Origin of the sequence: Bradyrhizobium sp. McL0616 (assembly GCF_049993385.1) — a bacterium.
GTDB lineage: Bacteria > Pseudomonadota > Alphaproteobacteria > Rhizobiales > Xanthobacteraceae > Bradyrhizobium.
This window is the reverse complement of the sequence record NZ_CP188255.1, coordinates 5462388-5477334: the sequence shown is the minus strand read 5'-3', so window position 1 is coordinate 5477334 and position 14947 is coordinate 5462388. Positions and strand designations below refer to the sequence as shown.

The following is a 14947-nucleotide window of genomic DNA, read 5'->3' as shown; positions in this document are numbered from 1 at the left end:
AACACCAACCCGGACCGCCGATGGCCTTTTACGTCGTACAGTTTCTGACCGGTCTCGCCAGCGCAGCGTCGCTGTTCCTGGTGGCGTCGGGCCTGTCGATTATCTTCGGCGTGACGCGGATCGTGAATTTCGCGCACGGCGCCTTCTACATGATCGGTGCCTATATCGCCTTCACGCTGACTGAACGCCTGGCGGGTGCGTTCGGCTTCTGGGGCGCGATCGTCATCGCAGCGCTGGCCGTGGCACTGATCGGCGTGCTGGTCGAGATGGTGCTGCTGCGGCGCATCTATCACGCGCCCGAACTGTTCCAGCTGCTCGCAACTTTCGGCCTGACTCTGATGGTGGAGGATCTCGTCGTCCTGATCTGGGGGCCCGACGATCTCGTCGGCCGCCGCGCGCCGGGCTTCAAGGGCGCGATCGATTTCTTCGGCCAGAACATCCCGAGCTACGATTTGTTCCTGATCGTGCTCAGCCCGGTCGTGCTCGGCATTCTCTGGCTGCTGTTCCAGCGCACGCGCTGGGGCGTGCTGGTGCGCGCCGCGACGCAGGACCGCGACATGGTCGCGGCGCTCGGCGTCAATCAGAAATGGCTGTTCACCTCCGTGTTTGCGGTCGGCGTGTTTCTCGCAGCCCTCGGCGGCGCGCTCCAGATCCCGCGCGATGCCGTGCATCACGCCATGGATCTGCGCATCATCGTCGAGGTCTTCGTCGTGGTCGTGATTGGAGGCCTTGGCAGCATCATCGGCGCCTTCGTCGCGGCGGTGCTGGTGTCCGAGCTCAACGCCTTCGGCATCCTGATCTTCCCGAAGATCTCCATTATTCTTGTTTTCCTGGTGATGGCGGCCGTGCTGATCGTGCGGCCCTGGGGCCTGTTCGGCAAGCCCGAGGCACCCGCGCGCAAGACGCCCGGTCTCACCGTCAATCCCTGGCGCCCGCTGACGTCGAACGAGCGGCTGGCTGCGCTTGCAGCACTCGTCATCGCGGCAACCCTGCCTCTGTTCGCCGGCAATTATGCGCTGACCGTCGGCTCCGAGATCGCGATCTTCGTGATCTTCGCCGTCAGCCTGCATTTCCTAATGTCGGTGGGCGGGCTCGCGTCCTTTGGCCATGCGGCCTATTTCGGCCTCGGCGCCTACGGCGTCGCGTTCCTCGCCAAGATGGCGGGATTGCCGATGATTGTCTGCCTGCTGCTGGGGCCGCTGCTCGGCTGCATGGGCGCTGCCGTGTTCGGCTTCTTCGCCGTGCAACTGTCCGGCGTCTACTTCGCCATGCTGACGCTCGCCTTTGCGCAGATCGTCTGGTCGATCGCGTTCCAGTGGGTGAGCGTGACCGGTGGCGACAACGGCATTTTGAGCATCTGGCCGGAAAAATGGGCGGCGAGCCCGTCGCATTTCTATTGGTTGGCGCTCGGCGTCGCGACTCTCGTGACGATCGCGCTGCGGGTCATGGTGTTCTCGCCGTTCGGCTACGCGCTGCGCGCCACGCGCGACTCGCTGCTGCGCAGTGAGGCCGTCGGCATCAACGCCAAACGGATGCAATGGACCGCCTTCGTCATCGCAGGCACCACCGCCGCCATCGGCGGCGCGCTGTTCGCTTACCTCAAGGGCAGCGTCTTCCCCGACAATCTCGGCATCTCGCTTTCGGTCGATGCGCTAGTCATGGTGCTGCTCGGCGGCGTCGAGACGGTGTCGGGCGGGGTGATCGGCGCCATCGTCTATAAGGCGCTCAACATCTGGCTGGTCAGCCAGACCGATCTGTCGAAGCTCGTGCTCGGCGGCTTCATCGTGCTGATCGTCGTCGTCTTCCCCAAGGGCATCGTCGGCATGCTTGAGATGCTGGCGCAGCGGCGAAGGAAGACATCACCGCCGGGATCCCCCTTGATTGCCGAGCCGATCGGGTCCGCCGAATGAGCGTCGCACCCCCACTTCTCGCGGTCGAAGGCCTGACCAAATCCTATGGCGGCATTCATGCGGTGCGCGGCGTGTCGTTCTCGCTGCGCGCCGGCGAAATCCTGGCGCTGATCGGTCCGAACGGTGCGGGCAAGAGCACCTGCTTCGACATGCTCAATGGCCAGAACAGGCCGGACTCCGGGCACGTCCGTCTGCTCGGCGAGGAGACCACCGGCAAGAAGCCGCGCGAAGTCTGGCGCCTGGGCGTGGGACGCACGTTCCAGATCACGGCGACGTTCGCGACCATGACCGTGCGCGAGAACGTGCAGGTCGCGCTGATCTCGCACGGCAGGCAATTGTTCAATCTCTGGGGCTCGGCACCGAATGTCGATCGCGGCGAGGCCGGCCGGCTGCTCGAACTCGTCGGCATGGGCGGCTATGCGGATCGCCCGTGTGGTGAGCTCGCCTATGGCGATCTCAAGCGGCTCGAGCTCGCGGTCGCGCTCGCCAACCAGCCAAAGCTGCTGTTGATGGACGAGCCGACGGCCGGCATGGCGCCGCGCGAGCGCGTCGAGCTGATGCGGCTCACCGCGCAGATCGCGCGGGAGAAGTCGATCGGCGTGCTCTTCACCGAGCACGACATGGACGTGGTGTTCGAGCATGCCGACCGCATCATCGTGCTCAACCGCGGCACGCTGATCGCGGAGGGCTCGCCTGCCGAGGTGCGCGGTAATCCGCAGGTGCAGGCGGTCTATCTCGGCGAGGGCCTGCTTTACGATGCCGAGCACCGCCAGGGGGCGTCGACATGAAGCTCACGGTGCAGGAGCTCAACAGCCATTATGGCCCGGCCCATATCCTGTTCGACATCGGCTTCGAGGTCGGCGAGGGCGAGGTGGTGGCGCTGCTGGGCCGCAACGGCGCCGGCAAGTCGACGACGTTCCGCTCGATCGTCGGCCTCGTGGCGCAGCGCTCGGGGCGCATCATGTTCGAAGGCAAGGATGTCTCGGCGCGTCCGACCCATGAGATCGTGCGCGACGGGCTGGGTTACGTACCCGAGGAGCGCCGCATCTTCACCGATCTGACGGTGGAAGAGAATCTCGAAGTCGGCCGTCAGCCGAAGCGTCCGAATGCGCCGCATTGGACGCGCGACAAGCTGTTCGCGCTGTTTCCAAATCTCGGCGAGATGAAAAACCGCCCGGGCGGACGTATGAGCGGCGGCGAGCAGCAGATGCTGACGATCGCGCGCACGCTGATGGGAAATCCGTCGCTGGTCTTGCTGGACGAGCCCTCGGAGGGCCTGTCGCCGAAGATCGTGGAGCAGATGGTCGATGCCATCCTGACCATGAAGAAGGAGGGCGTCAGCATCGTCGTCTCCGAGCAGAATTTGCACTTTGCGCGGTTGATCTCCGATCGTGCCTATATCATCGAGCGCGGCCGTATCTGCTTCGGCGGCACCATGGCCGAGCTCGATGCGCGTCCGGATATCCGTGACGCGCATCTGTCGTTGTGAGGGGCGGGGAGCGGATGGCGAGAAGCGTCGCGGCGAAGAAGAGCGTCAAACCGGCAAAACCGTCTTACGTGCTCGACGAGCAGATCGGCTTCATCCTGCGCCAGGTCTGGCAGCGCCACAGCTCGATCTTCTCCCGCGACATCGGCACCAATCTCACGCCCACACAGTGGGCGGCGCTGTCAAAGCTCGCCGAGACCGGGCCGTGCTCGCAGAACCAGCTCGGGCGCCTGACGTCGATGGACGTCGCGACCATCAAGGGCGTGATCGACAGGCTCTCGGTGCGCGGCCTGACGGAGACAAGCCAGGATCCCGAGGACGGACGGCGCTTGCTGGTGAGCCTCACGCGTGCCGGTCAGCAGCTTGCGGAAAAGCTGGCGTCGAATGCGCTGGCAATCACCCGCGAGACGCTCGCGCCGCTCGACGCCAGGGAACGCGAGACGCTGATGGCGCTGTTGAACAAGCTGCGGTGAATGTCATTCCGGGGCGCGACGAAGTCGCGAGCCCGGAATGACGACTGTGGATGTGGCGCCTACTTCGCCACCACCTCCGGCACTCTCCCCGCCGGCGGTGTATTGCGGCTGCGTTGCGTCCGCACGATGCCGTCGATGATGGTCATGCCGATGCCGGGGAGGTCGCCGAGCTGGACGCTCTCCAGGATGTTCTTGCCGGCTGAGTGCTGCGCCTTGTCCATGATGACGAAATCAGCGGAACGGCCGACTTCGATCAGGCCGCAATCGAGCTCGCGCATCCGCGCGGTGTTGCCGGTGGCGAGACAAAAGGCGAGCTCGGCCGGCAGATCGCCGAGCGCGGACAGCATCGAGACCATGCGCAGGATGCCGAGCGGCTGCACGCCGGAGCCGGCCGGCGCGTCGGTGCCGAGGATCACCCTGTGCAGATCGCCCATCTCGCGCGCGATGCGCAGCGTGAACAGGGCCGAGCGCTCATTGCCGTTGTGAACCAGCTCGAGGCCACGCTTGCAGCCCTCGCAGATGCAACGGATCTGGTCGTCGGGAAGGGCCGTGTGGCCGCCATTGATGTGGCCGACCACGTCGGTGTCGGCCTCCAGCACCACGTCCTTGTCGATCAGGCCGGAGCCGGGGATCGAGGGGCCGCCGGTGTGAATCGTGCTCTGGATGCCGTATTTGCGCGCCCAGCCGACCATCTTACGCGCGGTGGGCCCGTCCTTGACGCCGCCGAGGCCGACTTCGCCGAGCAGCTTGACGCCGGCGGCGGCCAGTTCCTTGAAATCCTCCTCGACCATCTCGCATTCGATCACGGGGGCGCCGGCATGAACCTTCACGCCGCCGGGCCGCAAATTCCAGAATGCGCGCTGCGCGAAGATCGCCATTGCCTTGAGACCAACGACGTCGCGCGGACGGCCGGGCATATGGACCTCGCCGGCGGAGATCATGGTGGTGACACCGCCATGCAAATTGCTGTCGATCCAGCCGATCTGGTTCTGCCGGGGTGTCCAGTCGCCCGCGACGGGGTGGACGTGGCTGTCGATCAGGCCCGGCGTGACGGTGGTGCCGTTGGCATCGACGATGGTGGTCGCGCCTTCGATGTCGAGATCCCTAGAGCGGCCAATTGCGATGATCTTGCCGTTCTCGGCGACGATGGTGTCGCCATCCAGGATCGGCTTTTCCAGCGCGCCCGACAGGATCAGGCCGATATTGCGGATCACGAGCTTCGAGGGTCCGGTGGCCTGGGGTGCGTCATGCGCCATGGAATGGGTCCTTGTCCTTAACTGCAACGCTTTCGATCTTGGGCAGCCTTGACCGCGGGATCAAGCCGGATTATTCGTTAGTATACGAATGATCGTATACTAACGACGCATAGCTGACCGCCTCGAAAACCGCCACGACGCGACACGGAAGGGTGAGATGAGCAATTTCAATCAGGAAAGCGTTTTGAGCGTCCACCACTGGACCGACACGCTGTTCTCTTTCAAGACCACCCGCAGCCCGACCTTCCGTTTCCGTAACGGCGAATTCACCATGATCGGGCTCAAGGTCGGCGAGAAGCCGTTGCTGCGGGCCTACAGCGTCGCCAGCGCCAATTACGAGGAGACGCTGGAGTTCTTCTCGATCAAGGTGCCGGACGGCCCGCTGACCTCGCGGCTCCAGCATCTGAAGGAAGGCGACGAGATCATCGTCAGCCGCAAGGCCACCGGCACGCTGGTGATCGACAATCTGGAAGAGGGCCGCAACCTCTACCTCATCGGCACCGGCACGGGCCTCGCGCCGTTCCTGAGCGTGATCAAGGATCCCGAAACCTACGAGCGCTTCGAGAAGGTGGTGCTGCTGCATGGCTGCCGCCACGTCAAGGAACTCGCCTATGGCGAGATGATCACCGAGCATCTGCCGAACGACGAGCTGCTCGGCGACTACATCCGCGCTCAGCTCATCTACTATCCGACCGTCACCCGCGACCCCTTCCACAACCGCGGCCGCATCACCGACCTCATCGCCTCCGGCAAGCTGTTCGCCGATATCGGCCTGCCTGGGCTTGAGGCGGCCCATGACCGCGTCATGATCTGCGGCAGTCCGGCGCTGGTCGCGGACACCCGCTCGCTGCTGGGGGAACGCGGGTTCGTCGAAGGCAATCACGGCGAGCCGGCCCAGTTCGTGGTCGAAAAGGCCTTCGCCGAGCGCTAACTCCGGAATTCCGCGCAAGAAGACCGTATTTCCGCCGCCGCACGGGCGTTGCGGCGCCGATTCGACGCGCGATACACTGTGGGAGCGAATCAGCGGAGTTCCCACATGGTTGCGGACAGCGACAGCAACATCGCCTGGCACCGGGTCCAGTTGAAGAAGAACCGCGCCGAGTTGAAGGCGCTGGAGACCGCGCGCTTCACGGTGGGCGAGATCGCGACGTCGAAGCGGAACGGCCAGACCCAGAAGGCGATTGCGGAACTCAAGCGCAAGATCGTCCAGTCAGAGCGCGCGATCGCCGATTATGACAAGCGCACCCGGCGCCCGCTCGGCACAGATTTGCGAAGCCTCAGCAATGGCAGCTGGAGCCATTGGGACGCCTATACCAGTCAACGCAAGGCCGGGCCGCGCTCGCCCGGACGCGGATAGGTTCAGGTCCTTGCGCGCTGGCCCGCGCATACCATCTGGTTGAGGCATCCCCAACCACCCGGTGATCCCATGGCGCAGCGCCTCGATTTCACCAGCGAGTCCTTCTTCCGCGATCCGCCCAAGGCGATCGCGACGCTGCGCGCGCAAGGCCCCGTGGTCGCGACACGTTTTCCCCTGGTCGGCGACGTCTGGGTCACCACCACGCACGACGCCGCCGCACAGGTGCTGAAGGACGGTGCGACATTCACGATGCGCAAGGAGGACGGCGAGGTCGCCGGCTTGCGCTGGTGGATGCCAAAGCTCGTCGCGACCATCGCCAACAACATGCTGACCATGGACGAGCCGGACCACACAAGACTGCGCAGCATCGTGGACGAGGCCTTTCTTCGCCGTGCGATCGTCGCGATGGAGCCGCGTATTCGCGCCATCGCCGACGGCCTTGCCGACGAACTGTTTGCCGATGGCAGCCCCGCCGATCTCGTCCAGGGTTACGCGCGCATCCTGCCGCTGTCGGTGATCTCCGAGCTCCTGGGACTGCCTCTGGCCGATCGTCCTCGCTTCATCGCGTGGGCTAATGCGATGTCCTCGCTGACGAACGTGATCAGCTTCTTCCGGTTGATGTTCGCATTCCGCAAGATGCGAGACTATCTCGGAGAGCAGTTGCAGCTTGCACGCGTGCAGGGCGGCGAGGGCCTGATCGCCGAGCTGGTCCAGGTCGAACGCGAGGGCGGCCAGATCACGCCGGACGAAATGGTATCGATGGTGTTTCTGCTGCTCGCAGCGGGCTCCGAGACCACCACGCATCTGATCAGCGGTTCGGTCTACGAGCTTCTTAGGAGTCCCAGCCTTCGCGATTGGCTGGAAGAGGACTGGAGCCGCGTCGGGCTCGCCGTCGAGGAGTTTTTGCGCTTCGTCTCGCCGGTGCAGTTCTCCAAGCCGCGCTATGTGCGGCGGGATGTCGAGCTCGCGGGTGTGCGGCTCAAGAAGGGCGACCGGGTTATGGTCATGCTCGCTGCGGCGAACATGGATCCGGCGGTGCACGACCAGCCTGAGCGGCTCGACCTCGCACGCAAGCCGAACCGTCACATGTCCTTCGGGACCGGAATCCATTTCTGTCTTGGCCACCAGCTTGCGCGGATCGAGGCGGCTTGCGCATTGGAGGCGCTGTTTGCGCGATGGCCGAAACTCGGCCTCGCCGTCGATCCCGCGCAAATTCAATGGCGCAAGCGGCCGGGCCTGCGCGCCATCGCGAAGCTGCCGGTCGTCGCTTCGGACCGTCAGCCGGTCGATTTCCGCGATCCCACGATGTCGCGTTCCCAGCCGAACACCGAGCGGCCGTCGAGTTCGGGCGAGGCCGCGCGTTCGCCGGCGATGTAGGACTCGACTGAAGGCCCGCGCGCCGTGCGCTCGAGGCGCCGCGCCTGATCGTCGAGGCGCTTGATGGCCTGCATCTCTTCCTCGCGCCCGAGCTTTGCGTTCTGGATCGCGCCCTTCAACACGCGGATGGTCTCGTCATAGACCTTGATCGGGACGGGGTAGGGATGCCGGTCCTTGCCGCCATGGGCGAGCGAGAAGCGCGCGGGATCCGTGAAACGAAAAGGCGCGCCGTGCACGACTTCGGCGACCATCGCGAGCGAGCGCACGGTGCGCGCGCCGACGCCGGGCGTCAGCAGCAGTTCCGGGAAGTCGACCGGGCCGCGCTCGGCGGCAGCTAGCAGCGTGCCGTGTAGGCGTCGCGCGAACACGTCCTTCGGCCGCACATCGTGATGCGCGGGCATGATCAGATGCGGCAGCATCGCCTGTGCGGGCGAAGCGGCAGTCCCGGTGAGCCGCTCGAATTCGGTGAGAATACGATCGGGGCCGAGATCGCTTAACAGCTCGAGCTGCGCATTGCGCGAGACATCGGCGCGATGGTCCGTGAGATTGACGATCTCACCTTGCCGCGGGCCGTCGATCGCGCTGTGCGGCGTATCGACAAAACTCTTCAATGATTCGGAATGCCAGTGATAGCGGCGGGCCTGCCGCTTGTCGCCATTCATGCCCTGCTGCACCACCGTCCATTTGGCGTCGGCGGTGACGAAGAAGCCGTGCAGATAGAGGTCGAAGCCGTCCTGAACGGCGGCGCTGTCGACCTTCGCCACCAGGCGGCTGGCGCGCGTGAGCGTTGCGCCGTCGAAGCCGACGCGGTCACCGAGTTGCATCAGTTCGTCCGGTGTCTTGCGCGAGTGCTGGCCGCGGCCGCCGCAGACATAGATGCCGAGCTCATCTTGCAACGGTCCGAGCCCACGCTTCAGCGCGCCGATCACCGAGGTGGTGATGCCGGAAGAGTGCCAGTCCATCCCCATCACAGCGCCGAACGACTGGAACCAGAACGGATGCGACAGTCGCTGGAGGAACGCATCGCGCCCGTAGTGATGCACGATCGCCTGCGTCACGATCGCGCCGAGCGTGGCCATGCGGGTCGCGAGCCAGGGTGGAACCCGGCCGCTGTGCAGGGGAAGATCGGCGCTACCAGTTCGTCGAGTCATACCTCGCTTCGTAGCAGAAAATGGCCCCGCACGCACGATGTGAGGCGTTGCCGCGAGAGCATGTAACCGGTCGCACGAGCCGGTTAATCGCGCGTCGCCTTGGTCGCGCCGCGCAAGCCCGCCTGCTGCTGGATCGTGTCCAGCGCGCCGGATGACTGCTCTTCCGCCACGAAGCCGTTGAGCAGGGGAAGTGCGCTCTCGCGTCCCTTCGGGATCGCGATCGCCATATGCTCCGCCCCCCAATTGCCGTCGAGGATTTTCGCGCCCGGCATCTGGTCGGACATCTCGAACAGCGTCGGTTTGTTGGTGGCATAGAGATCGATCTCGCCGCGGCCCAACATCGCGATGGCGACCTTGACGCTTTCGGCGGGGACGATGGTCGCATTCTTGAATTTAGCGGGCAGGGTGCGCTCCGAGGTCGAGCCCTTGGTGACGCCGATCTTCACGCCCGGTCTGTCGATATCCTCGACCTTGTCGATCGGCGAATTCGCCGGGACGAGATAGCCGAGCTCGATCGCCAGTACGGGCTGGCTGAAGCTGACGTCGTTGGCGCGGGCCGGCGTGGCGTTGGTCACGGTGAAATCGATCTGGCCGTCGTGGATGGCGGTGACGATGTCGGCGACGCGCTGAAACCTGACATAGTCGACGCCGATGCCGAGCAGTTTTGCCAGCTCGCCGCCGAGATCGTAAGCGAGGCCGTGCAGCTTGCCGCTTGGGTCAGTCACCATCGAGGTCGGGCTGCCCGGATAGATGCCGACGCGCAAGGTGCCGCTTGGCGCCAGCAGTTTCGCTTCGCCATCGGCGCGCGCGGACGCACCGAGCGAGCCGATGATCGCGACCGCGAGCAGGGCGGTGCGCGCAAGGCGCCTTGGTTGAAAGAGAGACATCATGTGACGGCCCCTCACTGCGCGCGGATGTCGGCGGCCTTCAGCACCGGCTCCCATTTGGTCGCCTCGGCATGCATATAGGCGTCAAAATCCTTGGCGGAGGAGCCGACCGGCGCTGCGCCGATCTTGCCGAGCGTCGACAGCACGTTCGGGTCCTGCAAGGCAGCCTTCAAATCGGTCTCGAGTTTCGCCACGATCTCCGGTGGCATTTTTGCCGGGCCGAGAACGCCCCACCAGACCGAGACGTCATAGCCGGGCACGCCGGCCTCGGCGACAGTCGGCACATCGGGCAGCGCCTTGGAGCGCTCGGCCGAAGTGACTGCAAGCGCGCGCACCGGGCCACCTTCGATCTGACTGATCGCCTCCGCAAGCGGGTTGATGCTGAGCGGGATATCGCCTGATATCACTGCAGTCAGCGCCGGCGCGCCGCCCTTGTAGGGGATCGCGACGATTTTCGTGCCGGACATGTGTTTTAGCAACTCGCCGGCAAGATGCGCCGAGGTGCCGTTGCCGGCCATGCCGTAGGAGAGCTTGTCCGGTTCCTTTTTGGCGGCAGCCAGAAGATCGGAGAGAGTTTTATAAGGGCTGTCCTTCGCCACCACGATCGCAAGCGGCGACGAGGCCACTTCGGAGATCGCCGTAAAATCCTTGAACGTATCGTAGGGCACGCTCGGATAGATGAACTGGTTGAGCGGATGGCCGCTCGCGACCAGGATCAGCGTGTAGCCATCGGGGGCGGCCTGCGCCAACGCCTGCGAGGCGACGATGCCGCCGGCACCGGGACGGTTGTCGACCACGGGCTGCTGGCCCCAGGTCTTGGCCAGCGCCTGACTGAGCGTGCGCGCCAGCACATCGACCGCGCCGCCGGCCGCATAGGGCACGAGGATGTGGACCGGCTTGCTCGGATAATTGTCGGCGGCTTGCGTCGCGCTCGCCGCCAGCAGCAGACCGGCACCGATCGCGAGCCGGCCGATCGTGTTGTTCAAACCCAGCATTTTCCTAGCACTCCTCGGGGACATTCACGCCCTTGCTGCGGTCTTCAGAGCCGCTCCGGACGTTGCCCGTGGTTTTTGTTGACGAGACCTGATCTTTTGTACGATAGTACAAATCACATGGTAAGCAAGCCCACCAGCAAGGAAACGGCCCGCAAGCCGAACATGCGCGAAGCGATTCTCGCTGCGGCCGAGGAGCTGTTCGCCACCAATGGCTTCAACGCCGTTTCGGTGCGCGACATCGCGCAGGCCGCCGGTGCCAATCCCGGCAGCGTGACCTATCATTTCAAGACCAAGGACGGCCTGCTGCTGGAGATCTACCGGCGCCATTGCGGTCCGATGAATCTGCGCCGCTCCGAGCTGCTCACCGCCGCGAAGCGCGTGCGCGATCTCCAGGACCGGCTGGAGGCGATCGTGCGGGCCTATGTCGTGCCGGCCTTCACCTCGGGCAGCGATCTCGCCGGCGGCGGGGCGCGCTTCACGCGGCTGCGCGCCGTGATGTCGGCCGAGGGCAACGAGGTCGCGCGGAAAATTATCGCGCAGACGTTTGACGACACCAGCCACGCCTTCATCGACTCGATCCACGACAGCCTGCCGCATATTCCGCGCACCGAGATCGTCTGGCGCAGCCACTTCCTACTCGGCGCGCTCTATTACTCGCTGGTGACGCCGGACCGCGTCTCGCGGCTGTCGCGCGGCGAGGCCGATGGCAGCGATGGTGCCGCGGCCATCGAGCAATTGGTGCAGGCCACCGTCGCCGCCTTCCAGGCGCCGGCGCTCGACCAGGCTGCGCCGGCACGACGGCGGCCTGTTGCAAGCAAGACTTGAAAGAAACTGCCCGAGTGGAGGCGCGATCTCGCGCTTCCGCTTGCAAGCGGACGACGTAAGTGGGTGTTGAGGAAATGAACAGGCGGGAGTACCTGCATCTTTTGGGCGGATTGGCCGGCGCAGCGCTCGCGGGCGAAGCGCGCGCGCAAGGAGCTGAGCCGAAGGCGATGCCGACAATCGAGCCGCCGGATCCAGATCCAAAGACGCCGTCGTTCAAGCTGCCGCCAAAATCCTGCGACACCCACACCCATATCTTCGGGCCCGCCGCGCGCTATCCCTTCTCGGAAAAGCGGCCCTACAACACGGCTGATGCGCCGCTGGAAGCATTCCGCCGCGTGCACGAGAAGATCGGCGTCGAGCGCTGCGTCATCGTGAACGCCACCGTGCACGGCACCGACAATCGCGTCGTCACCGATGCCATTGCGCAGAGCGAAGGCGCCTATAAGGGCATTGCCAACGTCAACGACGAGATGTCGGACAAGGAGCTCGCGGCGCTCGACAAGGGTGGCATCTGCGGCTGCCGCTTCGCCTTCCTCAAGCGCCTCGGCGGCGTCGGCGACATGGCCAAGTTCCAGCGCATCGTGCACCGCATCGCCGAGCTCGGCTGGCACGTCGACGTCTATTTCGAGCCGGGCACGATCGCCGAATTCGCGCCGATCCTCACCGCGCTGCCGACGTCCTATGTGATCGATCACATGGGGACGGTTCAGGCCGCGAAGGGGCTCGACGATCCCGGCTTCACCGCGCTGCTCGACCTCCAGAAGAAAGACGGGAAGTGCTGGGTCAAGATCACCGGCCTTGAGCGCGCGTCCGCGGCCGGCAAACCGTTCCACGATGCAGTGCCGTTCGCAAAGGCGCTGATCGACAACGCGCCGGATCGCGTCATCTGGGGCACTGACTGGCCGCACCCGAACGTCAAGTTCATGCCGAATGACGGCGATCTCGTCGATCTCATCCCCCTCTATGCGCCCGATGTGGCGATCCGGCAGAAGCTGCTGGTCGACAACCCGGCACGCTTGTTCAAGTTCACCTGATGGCCATGATGTACACGCCGACGATTCCGCCGCCCGATCCGAACACGCGCACGCCGAAATTCAAGCTGCCAAAACTGTCCTGCGACGCGCATTGCCACATCTTCGGCCCCGGCGCGAAATACCCCTATGCGCCGGATCGCTCCTACACGCCGCCCGACGCGCCGCTCGCGGATTTCAAGGTGCTGCACGCCAAGCTCGGCGTGGAACGTGCCGTCATCGTCAATGCCAGCGTGCACGGCATCGACAACACGGTGGCGCTCGATGCCATTGCGCAGAGCAATGGCGCTTATCGCGCGGTGGCCAATATCGACGACACCATCACCGAACGCGGGCTCCGCGTGCTGCACGAGGGTGGATTCCGCGGCTGCCGCTTCAATTTTGTCCGCCATCTCGGCGGCGTTCCTGACAAGAGCGTGTTCAACCGGGTCATCGCGATGGTGGCGCCGCTCGGCTGGCATATCGATTTGCATTTCGACGCGATCGATCTGCCCGAATATGCCGACATGCTGGCAAAACTGCCGCTGAGCTACACGATCGACCACATGGGACGGGTGAAGGCGTCCGAAGGGCTCGACCAACTCCCGTTCAAGATCCTGATCGAGCTGATGCAGCGCGACGAGAAGTGCTGGGTCAAGATCTGCGGCTCGGAGCGCGTCGCCTCCGCCGGCCCGCCGTTTACGGATGCGGTGCCGTTTGCGCGAAAAATCGTCGAGACCGCGCCCAACCGCGTCATCTGGGGCACGGACTGGCCGCACCCCAACGTCAAGGCGATGCCGAATGACGGCGACCTCGTCGATTTGATCCCGCTGTTTGCACCGGAGCCCGAGTTTCAGCAGAAGATCCTCGTCGATAATCCCGCGCGCCTGTTTGGATTCGACGAATGACGGCGATGACGATCGACAAGCCGCGCGGCCGGGCCTGGTGGAAGGAGCTCTGGATCCAGGTGCTGATCGCCATGGCGGCCGGCATCGCGCTTGGGATCGTCAATCCCGAGGCGGGAGCCAAGATGCAGCCGCTCGGCGATGCCTTCATCAAGGCGATCCGGATGCTGATCGCGCCGATCATCTTCTGCACCGTCGTCCACGGTATCGCGCATATGGCCGACATGGCGCGGGTGGGGCGCGTCGCGGTCAAGGCGATCATCTATTTCGAGATCATGACGACAATCGCGCTGATCATCGGTCTGGTCGCGGTCAATCTGCTCAAGCCCGGCGCGGGCATGAACATCGATCCCGCGACCATCAATGCCAGCGCGGTCGAGCCATATGTCAAGCAGACCGCCGTCATCGGCTTCGTGCCGTTCCTGCTGAACATCGTGCCTGCGACCTTCATCGGCGCTTTTGCCGAGGGCAACATCCTCCAGGTCCTGTTCATCTCCGTGCTGTGCGGCTTTGCGCTGGTGCAGCTCGGCGAGCGCGCGGCGCCGCTGGTCAATCTGATCGACATCGCCGCAAAGATGGTGTTCGCCGTGGTCGGCTTCGTGATGTGGGCGGCGCCGATCGGTGCGTTCGGCGCCATTGCGTTCACGGTCGGCAAGTTCGGCGTCGGCTCGCTGGCCTCGCTTGGCAAGCTCGTCGGCGGCTTCTATCTCACCTGCGTGATCTTCATCGTCGTGGCGCTCGGCCCGGTTGCGCGGCTCTGCGGTTTCTCGCTGCTCAAGCTGATCCGCTACATCTGGGAAGAGCTGCTCATCTGCATCGCCACGACATCGTCGGAGACGGTGCTGCCGCGGATGCTGACCAAGCTCGAGAAGGCCGGCTGCGAGCGCAGCGTCGTCGGGCTCGTGATCCCGACCGGCTATTCCTTCAATCTCGACGGCACCTGTCTTTACCTGGCCGCGGCCTCGGTGTTCCTGGCGCAGGCGACCAACACGCCGTTGGGGCTCGCCGAGCAGATCGAGCTGCTGCTGATCCTGCTCGTGACCTCCAAGGGCGCGGCCGGGATCGCGGGTGCGGCCTTCGTCGTGCTGGCGGCGACGCTGTCGGCCACCGGTAGCATTCCGGTGACGAGCGTCGCGCTGGTGCTCGGCATCCATCGTCTGATGTCGCAGGGGCTGACGCCGACCAATTTGATCGGGAACGCGGTTGCGACGATTGCGATAGCCAAATGGGAAGGCGCGCTCGACCACGAGCGCCTGAAGCGCGTGCTCGACGGTGAGGAACCCGCGACTGCTGCGGCCTAAGGAATTGGCTTCCT

At 64.8% G+C, this 14947-nt stretch carries 15 protein-coding genes; 11 read left to right on the top strand and 4 right to left on the bottom strand.

Annotation, left to right across the window (positions count from 1 at the left end):
- The first annotated feature begins 20 nt into the window (after positions 1–20).
- The 4 genes from ACPPVR_RS26845 to ACPPVR_RS26830 are packed head-to-tail and all read left to right on the top strand — an operon-like array spanning position 21 to position 3869.
- Positions 21–1910: an ABC transporter permease gene (locus tag ACPPVR_RS26845; RefSeq protein ID WP_426609572.1), complete on the top strand. Its 1890-nt coding sequence runs from the start codon at positions 21–23 to the stop codon at positions 1908–1910.
- Complete coding sequence (locus ACPPVR_RS26840) at positions 1907–2698, top strand: ABC transporter ATP-binding protein (RefSeq protein WP_426609571.1); 792 nt, start codon at positions 1907–1909, stop codon at positions 2696–2698. Before ACPPVR_RS26845 ends, ACPPVR_RS26840 begins: the two co-directional genes overlap by 4 nt.
- On the top strand, positions 2695–3399 hold the full coding sequence (locus ACPPVR_RS26835; protein ID WP_426609570.1) for an ABC transporter ATP-binding protein: 705 nt from the start codon (positions 2695–2697) through the stop codon (positions 3397–3399). The genes ACPPVR_RS26840 and ACPPVR_RS26835 overlap by 4 nt, the downstream gene beginning before the upstream one ends.
- Before the next feature lie 14 nt (positions 3400–3413).
- On the top strand, positions 3414–3869 hold the full coding sequence (locus ACPPVR_RS26830; protein WP_426609569.1) for a MarR family winged helix-turn-helix transcriptional regulator: 456 nt from the start codon (positions 3414–3416) through the stop codon (positions 3867–3869).
- Positions 3870–3928: 59 nt separating this feature from the next.
- Here ACPPVR_RS26830 and ACPPVR_RS26825 read toward each other — a convergent pair whose 3' ends face one another.
- Positions 3929–5125, bottom strand: coding sequence for an amidohydrolase family protein (locus ACPPVR_RS26825; protein ID WP_426609568.1), 1197 nt, complete (start codon positions 5123–5125; stop codon positions 3929–3931).
- Positions 5126–5282: 157 nt separating this feature from the next.
- On the opposite strand from ACPPVR_RS26825, the gene ACPPVR_RS26820 reads away from it, so the two are divergent.
- From ACPPVR_RS26820 to ACPPVR_RS26810, 3 genes are all read left to right on the top strand, one after another.
- Complete coding sequence (locus ACPPVR_RS26820; RefSeq protein ID WP_426609567.1) at positions 5283–6056, top strand: ferredoxin--NADP reductase; 774 nt, start codon at positions 5283–5285, stop codon at positions 6054–6056.
- 105 nt (positions 6057–6161) lie between these two features.
- Positions 6162–6482 carry a hypothetical protein gene (locus ACPPVR_RS26815; RefSeq protein WP_426609566.1) on the top strand — a complete coding sequence of 107 codons (321 nt, stop codon included), beginning with the start codon at positions 6162–6164 and terminating at the stop codon, positions 6480–6482.
- 69 nt (positions 6483–6551) lie between these two features.
- On the top strand, positions 6552–7859 hold the full coding sequence (locus tag ACPPVR_RS26810) for a cytochrome P450 family protein (RefSeq protein ID WP_426609565.1): 1308 nt from the start codon (positions 6552–6554) through the stop codon (positions 7857–7859).
- Here ACPPVR_RS26810 and ACPPVR_RS26805 read toward each other — a convergent pair.
- From ACPPVR_RS26805 to ACPPVR_RS26795, 3 genes are all read right to left on the bottom strand, one after another.
- Positions 7760–9010, bottom strand: a complete 1251-nt coding sequence (locus tag ACPPVR_RS26805; protein ID WP_426609564.1) for a DUF763 domain-containing protein — start codon at positions 9008–9010, stop codon at positions 7760–7762. The two genes, ACPPVR_RS26810 and ACPPVR_RS26805, sit on opposite strands and share 100 nt — an antisense overlap.
- Positions 9011–9093: 83 nt before the next feature.
- Positions 9094–9900 carry an ABC transporter substrate-binding protein gene (locus ACPPVR_RS26800; protein WP_426609563.1) on the bottom strand — a complete coding sequence of 269 codons (807 nt, stop codon included), beginning with the start codon at positions 9898–9900 and terminating at the stop codon, positions 9094–9096.
- 11 nt (positions 9901–9911) lie between these two features.
- A complete protein-coding gene (locus tag ACPPVR_RS26795) occupies positions 9912–10892 on the bottom strand; it encodes a tripartite tricarboxylate transporter substrate binding protein (protein WP_426609562.1) in 981 nt (326 codons plus the stop codon).
- 117 nt (positions 10893–11009) lie between these two features.
- Here ACPPVR_RS26795 and ACPPVR_RS26790 point away from each other — a divergent pair, with 117 nt between their 5' ends.
- The 4 genes from ACPPVR_RS26790 to dctA all read left to right on the top strand — a co-directional run bounded on the left by ACPPVR_RS26790 (position 11010) and on the right by dctA (position 14933).
- A complete protein-coding gene (locus ACPPVR_RS26790) occupies positions 11010–11717 on the top strand; it encodes a TetR/AcrR family transcriptional regulator (RefSeq protein WP_426609561.1) in 708 nt (235 codons plus the stop codon).
- Positions 11718–11791: 74 nt separating this feature from the next.
- Entirely contained in the window at positions 11792–12751 is a 960-nt protein-coding gene (locus tag ACPPVR_RS26785; protein WP_426609560.1) for an amidohydrolase family protein, read from the top strand.
- Entirely contained in the window at positions 12751–13635 is an 885-nt protein-coding gene (locus tag ACPPVR_RS26780) for an amidohydrolase family protein (RefSeq protein WP_426609559.1), read from the top strand. Before ACPPVR_RS26785 ends, ACPPVR_RS26780 begins: the two co-directional genes overlap by 1 nt.
- The gene (dctA, locus tag ACPPVR_RS26775) at positions 13632–14933 is read left to right on the top strand and encodes a C4-dicarboxylate transporter DctA (RefSeq protein WP_426609558.1); all 1302 of its coding nucleotides are present in this window, start codon (positions 13632–13634) and stop codon (positions 14931–14933) included. Before ACPPVR_RS26780 ends, dctA begins: the two co-directional genes overlap by 4 nt.
- Positions 14934–14947 lie beyond the last annotated feature (14 nt).

Bases quoted from the DNA above. Each gene is read 5' to 3' on its own strand.
- ACPPVR_RS26845 (WP_426609572.1), top strand. From the start codon at position 21: ATGGCCTTTTACGTCGTACAGTTTCTGACCGGTCTCGCCAGCGCAGCG.
- ACPPVR_RS26840 (WP_426609571.1), top strand. From the start codon at position 1,907: ATGAGCGTCGCACCCCCACTTCTCGCGGTCGAAGGCCTGACCAAATCC.
- ACPPVR_RS26835 (WP_426609570.1), top strand. From the start codon at position 2,695: ATGAAGCTCACGGTGCAGGAGCTCAACAGCCATTATGGCCCGGCCCAT.
- ACPPVR_RS26830 (WP_426609569.1), top strand. From the start codon at position 3,414: ATGGCGAGAAGCGTCGCGGCGAAGAAGAGCGTCAAACCGGCAAAACCG.
- ACPPVR_RS26825 (WP_426609568.1), bottom strand. From the start codon at position 5,125: ATGGCGCATGACGCACCCCAGGCCACCGGACCCTCGAAGCTCGTGATC.
- ACPPVR_RS26820 (WP_426609567.1), top strand. From the start codon at position 5,283: ATGAGCAATTTCAATCAGGAAAGCGTTTTGAGCGTCCACCACTGGACC.
- ACPPVR_RS26815 (WP_426609566.1), top strand. From the start codon at position 6,162: ATGGTTGCGGACAGCGACAGCAACATCGCCTGGCACCGGGTCCAGTTG.
- ACPPVR_RS26810 (WP_426609565.1), top strand. From the start codon at position 6,552: ATGGCGCAGCGCCTCGATTTCACCAGCGAGTCCTTCTTCCGCGATCCG.
- ACPPVR_RS26805 (WP_426609564.1), bottom strand. From the start codon at position 9,010: ATGACTCGACGAACTGGTAGCGCCGATCTTCCCCTGCACAGCGGCCGG.
- ACPPVR_RS26800 (WP_426609563.1), bottom strand. From the start codon at position 9,900: ATGATGTCTCTCTTTCAACCAAGGCGCCTTGCGCGCACCGCCCTGCTC.
- ACPPVR_RS26795 (WP_426609562.1), bottom strand. From the start codon at position 10,892: ATGCTGGGTTTGAACAACACGATCGGCCGGCTCGCGATCGGTGCCGGT.
- ACPPVR_RS26790 (WP_426609561.1), top strand. From the start codon at position 11,010: ATGGTAAGCAAGCCCACCAGCAAGGAAACGGCCCGCAAGCCGAACATG.
- ACPPVR_RS26785 (WP_426609560.1), top strand. From the start codon at position 11,792: ATGAACAGGCGGGAGTACCTGCATCTTTTGGGCGGATTGGCCGGCGCA.
- ACPPVR_RS26780 (WP_426609559.1), top strand. From the start codon at position 12,751: ATGGCCATGATGTACACGCCGACGATTCCGCCGCCCGATCCGAACACG.
- dctA (WP_426609558.1), top strand. From the start codon at position 13,632: ATGACGGCGATGACGATCGACAAGCCGCGCGGCCGGGCCTGGTGGAAG.